The organism is Plantactinospora alkalitolerans, assembly GCF_015690345.1.
Lineage (GTDB): Bacteria > Actinomycetota > Actinomycetes > Mycobacteriales > Micromonosporaceae > Plantactinospora > Plantactinospora alkalitolerans.
The window spans coordinates 24464-30737 of record NZ_JADPUN010000397.1 but is presented as its reverse complement, the minus strand read 5'-3'; the positions used below and the strand labels follow the sequence as shown (position 1 = coordinate 30737).

4 protein-coding genes are annotated in these 6274 nt (G+C 70.7%); 3 read left to right on the top strand and 1 reads right to left on the bottom strand.

Annotated features, from left to right (window positions below; all coding sequences use genetic code 11):
- The first annotated feature begins 62 nt into the window (after positions 1–62).
- Both I0C86_RS39065 and topA read left to right on the top strand, forming a co-directional pair.
- A complete protein-coding gene (locus I0C86_RS39065) occupies positions 63–821 on the top strand; it encodes a hypothetical protein (RefSeq protein WP_407676397.1) in 759 nt (252 codons plus the stop codon).
- A 368-nt stretch (positions 822–1189) separates the two neighbouring features.
- Positions 1190–4060 (top strand): type I DNA topoisomerase, encoded by a 2871-nt coding sequence (topA, locus tag I0C86_RS39060; RefSeq protein ID WP_196206348.1) that lies wholly within the window; start codon positions 1190–1192, stop codon positions 4058–4060.
- A 30-nt stretch (positions 4061–4090) separates the two neighbouring features.
- On the opposite strand, the gene I0C86_RS39055 is transcribed toward topA, so the two are convergent.
- The gene (locus I0C86_RS39055) at positions 4091–5410 is read right to left on the bottom strand and encodes a D-arabinono-1,4-lactone oxidase (protein ID WP_196206347.1); all 1320 of its coding nucleotides are present in this window, start codon (positions 5408–5410) and stop codon (positions 4091–4093) included.
- 196 nt (positions 5411–5606) lie between these two features.
- Between I0C86_RS39055 and I0C86_RS39050 the strand changes: the two genes are divergently transcribed.
- Complete coding sequence (locus I0C86_RS39050; RefSeq protein ID WP_196206346.1) at positions 5607–6251, top strand: TetR/AcrR family transcriptional regulator; 645 nt, start codon at positions 5607–5609, stop codon at positions 6249–6251.
- The last annotated feature ends 23 nt before the right edge of the window (positions 6252–6274 follow it).

Sequence of the window (6274 nt, the reverse complement as noted above, 5' to 3'; positions counted from 1 at the left end):
CCCCGGCCGAGTCCACCGACCAGGCCGCACTGATCCCCGCTTCCGCCGTCCCGGTCGTCGCCATCCCGACGTCCGGGCCCGTGGTGCTCGACTCCGGGCTCGACTCCGGCTCTGCCGCCCCGAGCGCCGGTGCCGGTGTTCCGGATGCCGGCACCGTGGACCCGGATATCGCGTCAGGTCGGCGCGATGACCGTCAGCCCGGGTCGGACGGGATGACCGACGCACCGGACAGGCCGGTGGTCCGGCAGCTCTCCCTGTTCGGCGTCGAGGCGAACGATCCCGCCACGGCTGATCTCGCCGGCCTGCTGGCCGGGCCCGGTGAGGTGGTCCGGATGGGTGGCACGGCCCGGGTCTCGATCGTCGTCGATGCCGCCTGGCGGGTGCACGTTCTGGTCGCGGAACTGGCCCGACGTGGCCTGACCGCGAGTTGGATCGGCCGGGTGGAGGAGCAGCATGGGGTGCGTACGTCGTACACGACCCGGCTCGCGCCGCTGAGCGCGAGCTGGCTGCGCGGAGCGGTGAAGCGCCCTCCGCCGGGCTTCTTCCTGAACGGTCCCCGGCTCCGGCTCTGGGCGGCCGCGGCGGGTCGCGTCGAGCAGTTCGGCTTCGTGCTCCGGCTCGGCCCGGCCGACGAGGGGTGCTGGGAGGCGGTCGGCGCGGCGTTGGCGGCGATCGGCCTGCCGGGGGTGCTGCTCGATCCGGGGGCCGGCGGTCCCGGGTACCGGATCACCGGGCGGCGGCGACTGGCCCGGCTCGCGGAGCTGGTGGGGGACCGTCCGCCGGCCGCACCGCCGGCGCAGTGGCCGGGTGGCGCAGCGTGATCACGGCCGGTAGAACGGGTCGGCCGGGCCGGCATCGGATCGATCGGTGTCGCATCCCGGACACCAGTCGTCAGATTTGTACGGATAATCCTATTGATGATGTGCTGGGCGGGACGGGATCTGTCCGGTTGGCCACGCGTCGATCGACGGTGGGTGTACGGTGTCGCCGTCCGGCATGACCGCCCGTCCGGCGTTGTTACACCCGACGTCACCGCAGCGTAGCGGGACTTCCCGCCGCCCGCGCAACCCTGGAGTCGGGCAGCGCGTTACGTTGGACGTCCGGCCACCGGTCGGCGGGGTCCGCCGGCTGCGCCGAGCGGACAGAGCGGTCCGCAGGGGCGAATATCGTGAGTGAGGTCAGGAGAGACGTGCCGAGTAACGCCAGGAGCACCCGTCTGGTCATCGTCGAGTCACCGGCGAAGGCGAAGACGATCTCGGGCTATCTCGGCCCGGGGTACGTCGTCGAGGCCAGCCTGGGTCACGTCCGTGACCTGCCACGCAACGCCGCCGACGTACCCGCCAAATACAAGGGGGAACCCTGGGCCCGACTCGGCGTCGACGTCGACAACGGCTTCACCGCGCTCTATGTCGTCTCCCCCGACCGGCGCCAGCAGATCACCAAGTTGACCCGGCTGGCCAAGGAGGTCGACGAGGTCTTCCTCGCCACGGACGAGGACCGCGAGGGCGAGGCGATCGCCTGGCACCTGGTCGAGACCCTGAAGCCGAAGGTCCCGGTCCGGCGGATGGTCTTCCACGAGATCACCCGGGCGGCGATCCAGGCGGCGGTGGCCAACCCGCGCGAGATCGACCGCGACCTGGTCGACGCCCAGGAGGCCCGCCGGATCCTGGACCGGCTCTACGGCTACGAGGTCTCCCCCGTGCTGTGGAAGAAGGTCATGCCCCGGCTCTCGGCCGGCCGGGTCCAGTCGGTGGCCACCCGGATCGTGGTCGAGCGCGAGCGGCAGCGGATGGCGTTCCGCAGCGCGGAGTACTGGGACATCCTGGCCACCCTGGCGGTGCGGGCGGGCGGTGAGGGCCCCCGGACCTTCCACGCCACCCTGGTGGCGCTGAACGGGGACCGGATCGCCACCGGTAAGGACTTCGAACCGACCACCGGCCGGGTGAAGCCCGGGGCCGGAGTGACGCACCTCGACGCCGACGGCGCCCGAGGACTGGCAGCCCGGCTCGACGGGCGGCCCTTCACCGTCACCCGGGTGGACGAGAAGCCCTACCGGCGCCGCCCGTACGCGCCGTTCATCACCTCCACGCTCCAGCAGGAGGCGGCCCGCAAACTGCGGTTCTCCTCGCAGCAGACGATGCGTACCGCGCAGCGGCTGTACGAGAACGGCTACATCACCTATATGCGTACCGACTCGGTGAACCTGTCGGAGACGGCCATCAGCGCCGCCCGCCGGCAGATCGCCGAGCTGTACGGCGAGCGGAACGTTCCGCCGGAGCCGCGCCGCTACACCGGCAAGGTCAAGAACGCCCAGGAGGCGCACGAGGCCATCCGGCCGGCGGGCGACAACTTCCGCACCCCGGGCGAGGTGGCGAACGAGCTCTCCGGCGAGGAGTTCAAGCTCTACGAGCTGATCTGGCGCCGGACCATCGCCTCCCAGATGACCGACGCCGTCGGCTCCAGCGTCTCGGTGCGGATCCGGGCCGTCTCCACCTCCGGGGAGGAGGCCGACTTCGGCGCGACCGGCAAGACCATCACCGAGCCGGGCTTCCTGCGGGCGTACGTGGAATCGTCCGACGACGAGAACGCCGAGGCCGAGGACGCCGAGCGGCGGCTGCCGAACCTGGTCAAGGACCAGCCGCTGACCGCCGAGCAACTCGCCGCCACCGGGCACCACACCCAACCGCCGTCCCGGTACACCGAGGCGTCGCTGGTCAAGGCGCTGGAGGAGCTGGGCATCGGCCGCCCGTCGACGTACGCCTCGATCATGCAGACGATCCAGGACCGGGGGTACGTCTCCAAGCGGGGCCAGGCCCTGATCCCGTCCTTCCTCGCGTTCGCCGTGATCGGGCTGCTGGAGCGGCACTACCCGCGGCTGGTCGACTACAACTTCACCGCCGCCATGGAGAACGAGCTGGACGAGATCGCCGGTGGTGACCACGCGGCGGTGGACTTCCTCACCTCCTTCTACTTCGGCAGCGAGCAGGGCGGCAACGATTCGGTCGCCCGGTCCGGCGGCCTGAAGAAGATGGTCACCGACAACCTCAGCGAGATCGACGCGCGCAGCGTCAACTCGATCCCGCTGTTCCGGGACGAGGACGGGCGCGACGTCGTGGTCCGGGTCGGCCGCTACGGGCCGTACCTGCAACGCGGCCTGCCGGGCTCGGAGCCGACCGGTCAGTCCCGGGACGCCGGCGAGAACGGTGCCGGCGAGGCGAGCACCGGTGACGACGGCAGTGCCGCCGGTGACCGGGCACCGATCCCGGAGGGCGTGGCACCCGACGAGCTGACCCCGGAGAAGGTGCACGAGCTGTTCCTCGGCGGTAGCGGGGAACGCAAGCTCGGCGAGCACCCGGAGACCGGCGAGCCGATCGTGCTCAAGTCCGGCCGGTTCGGCCCGTACGTCTCCAGCGGTGAGCGCAAGTCCTCACTGTTGCGGTCTCAGTCACCCGAGTCGCTGTCGATGGCGGAGGCGCTGCGGCTGCTGACCCTGCCCCGGGTGGTCGGGGCCGGGCCGGACGGTGCCGAGGTGCTGGCCGCCAACGGTCGCTACGGCCCGTACGTGAAACAGGGCGACGAGTTCCGGTCCCTGGAGTCGGAGGAGCAGCTCTTCACCGTCACGCTGGACCAGGCGCTGGCCCTGCTGGCGGCACCGAAGGCCCGGCAGCGTCGGGCGGCGGCGCCTCCGCTGCGGGAGATGGGCAACGATCCGCTGACCGAGAAGCCGCTGGTGATCAAGGACGGCCGGTTCGGGCCGTACGTCACCGACGGGGAGACCAACGCGTCGCTGCGACGTGCCCAGACTCCGGAGGCGCTGACCCTGGAGGAGGCGTCGGAGATGCTGGCCGAGAAGCGGGCCAAGGGTCCGGCGCCGCGCAAGCGGGCGGCGAAGAAGGCTCCGGCGAAGAAGGCGACTGCGGCGAAGGCCACCGCCACCGACGCGCCCGCGAAGAAGGCGGCGGCCAAGAAGACGACCGCGAAGAAGACCGCGGCGAAGAAGACCACCGCCAAGAAGGCGGCGCCGAAGAAGGCGGCCGCCTCCGCCGAGCCGACCGACTGATCCCTCCGGGCGACCATCCAGCCTGGCCGGTCAGCCGCCGAGTACCTGTTCGGTGTAGGAGTTGGCGAAGACCCGGTCGGGGTCGAGCTGGTCCCGGACGGCGAGGAAGTCGGCGAACCGGGGGTACGCCGGCCGCAGCGACTCCGCGTCCCGGTAGTGCAGCTTGCCCCAGTGCGGCCGACCCGCCAACCCCATCGCCACCTGCTCGAACGCCCGGAAGTACGGCTCGGCCGGCATCCCGGCGTACTGGTGGATGGCGACGTACGCCGACTCGCGCTGGTAGCCGTGCGAGAGCCAGATGTCGTCCGGGGCGGTGAACCTGACCTCCACCGGGAAGAGCACCCGGAACGGCAGCTCCTCGATCACCCGACGCAGCCCGGCGAGCGCCTCCGGCAGGGCGGCCCGGGGCAGCCCGTACTCCATCTCCTCGAACCGGACCCGGCGCGGGGTGCAGAAGACCCGGTCGGACCTCGCGGTGTAGCTCCGGGCGGTGAGCGCGCGGGCCGATACGGCGTGAATGGTCGGGACCAGCGCCGGAACGACCCGGCCGAGCCGGCAGGCACCGGCGAAGACGCGGTTGGCGAGGAAGTCGTCGTCGAGCCAGCTCCGGAACCGGGGCAGTGGCCGGTCGTCGACGGGTACCCGGTTATTGACCTTCACCTGCACCCGGTCGGTGTACGGGAACCAGTAGAACTCGAAGTGGTCGTTGCCGCCGACCAGCTCCGGCAGTTCGGCGAGCACCTCGGCGAGCGGTGCCGGGCGTTCGTCCGCGCGCAGCACGAAGGCGTCCACGCAACGCAGGGTCACCTCGACGATGACGCCGAGCGCGCCCAGCCCGACCCGGGCCGCGGCGAACACCTCCGGGCGCTCCTGGGGGGAACAGGTGATCAACTCACCGGTCCCGGTCACCAGGGTCAGTCCGGCGACGAAGGTGGAGAGGCAACCGTAGCCGGCGCCGGTGCCGTGGGTGCCGGTGGAGATCGCCCCGGCGACCGTCTGCGCGTCGATGTCGCCGAGGTTGGCCAGGGCCAGCCGGTGACTGGCGAGTAGTTCGTTGAGCGTTCGGAGGGACATCCCGGCAGGTACGGTAACCAGTCGGCGGCCGGCGTCGACACGTACCGGTCCGGCCAGCGTCCCGAGGTCCATCCACTGGTCGTCGGCGCGGGCGATGGCGGTGAAGGAGTGGCCGCTGCCGACCGGCTTGATCCGTCGACCGGCGGCTCGGGCGGCCCGGACCGCCTGGGCGACCTCGTCCGGGTCCGCCGGACGGAGTGCGGTGGCGCTGGTGCGCTGATTGCCGGCCCAGTTCGACCAGGAGGTGACCCCGGGTGGTGCGGTACGCCCGTTCATCTGACCCCTCCCTGGAACGTCCAGGCCGCCAATGGATAAATGTGAATTACCCTCGCATCAAGGTGTGCAGGGCGAGTAAATCAGGATCGTCACGGCGAGTAAATACCGCATATCCACCCGGCTCGTTAGTACGGGTAGCGTTTCGAAATCCGCGACGCCTAGTAACCTTCATCCCGTCGAAAGGGAGTGGCGACGAGTGTCCACGTCAACCGCCACATCCGGTCCACTGCGCCGCGTCCCGGTGCAGGGCCGCAGCGTCGCTCGGGTCCAGCGCATGCTCGACGCGTGCGCCGAGATAGTCGACGAGGTCGGCTACGAAGGGCTGACCACCACCCTGCTCGCCGAACGCGCGGGCGTTGCCATCGGATCGGTCTACCAGTTCTTCCCCGACAAGCGAGCGATCGTGCAGGCACTGACTCTGCGCAACATGGAGGCATACCTGGAACGGCTGGGCGACCGGTTCTCCCGGGGCGACCTGACCTACTGGTGGGACGGCGTCGATGCCGCGATCGACGAGTACATCACCATGCACCGCCGGGTTCCCGGCTTCCGTACCCTGCACTTCGGCGATGTGGTCGACGTCCACCTCCTCGACGAGGATCGGCACAACAACGGGGTCATCGCCGAGCAGTTGGCCAGGGTGCTGGTCGAGCAGTTCGGCACCGCGGACGCGCCCCGGCTGCGCTTCGCGTTGGAGATCGCCGTGGAGGCCGCCGACGCGCTGATCAAGCTGGCGTTCCGTCGGGTTCCCGAGGGCGACGAGAAGGTGCTGAACGAGGCGACGGCGCTGATCCGCGAATACCTGCACCGACACGTCGACGTCGCACCGTCGGCCGGGTAACCGGGGTGTTAGGAAGGGGCCCT

Bases quoted from the DNA above. Each gene is read 5' to 3' on its own strand.
- I0C86_RS39055 (WP_196206347.1), bottom strand. From the start codon at position 5,410: ATGAACGGGCGTACCGCACCACCCGGGGTCACCTCCTGGTCGAACTGG.